This is a genomic window from Vibrio sp. 2132-1 (assembly GCF_033344315.1).
Window position 1 is genome coordinate 1 of the sequence record NZ_JAWPON010000394.1, and the last position, 669, is coordinate 669.

Below are 669 nucleotides of genomic sequence, written 5' to 3' on the forward strand. Positions count from 1 at the left end.
TTGCCACCAGAAGTGCGCTTTTCTTTGCTCACTTTGTGCTTGAAGCGGCCATTCTTCATAAACTTAACGATGAAGGTTTGGATCTCTTGAACCCACTTCTGGTTGATCTCCACACCCACGACATTCAAGCCATGGATCAAACCTTCAAACAGTGTTGTACCCTTACCACACATTGGATCCATCAGCGTTAGCTGCGTGCTGTCAGTATTTGCAGCACTCACGCCAAGGTTAACCATTAAACGAGTAAACTGCTCATTGGTTTTACCTGTATAACGCAGGATCTGGCTCATGCTCTCAGGGAAAGTATTGAATGCAGGCGCCTGAATTGGACGAAGCAAACCATCTTCACGCACTTCAAACAGCGCGTAATAGATAGAAGATGCGGCAATCTTACGAGACTGCGCTTCACTTAACGCCTGCTCACAAGAAAACACCAGCGCCGCAGGTAAACCCACGTCTTTGCTGCCAATTTCAGTCACTTCAACACCTTCAGAGGCCAAAATCGCTTTGAGCTCTGAGCATGCAATGGTCATTGCGCTATCAAAGTAAATTCGGTTGTGACCCGGATTCGCCAATATCGCGTAGTGGTACATCAACTGACTCCTTAAGCAATGCGTTTGTATTTAATATCCCACACACCGTGACCTAGACGGTGACCGCGAGCTTCAA

At 47.1% G+C, this 669-nt stretch carries 1 pseudogene; it reads right to left on the reverse strand.

The features are described 5' to 3' along the window. Positions 1 to 593, reverse strand: a pseudogene (locus R8N47_RS25625) (DNA methylase); the annotation flags it as partial. Positions 594 to 669 lie beyond the last annotated feature (76 nt).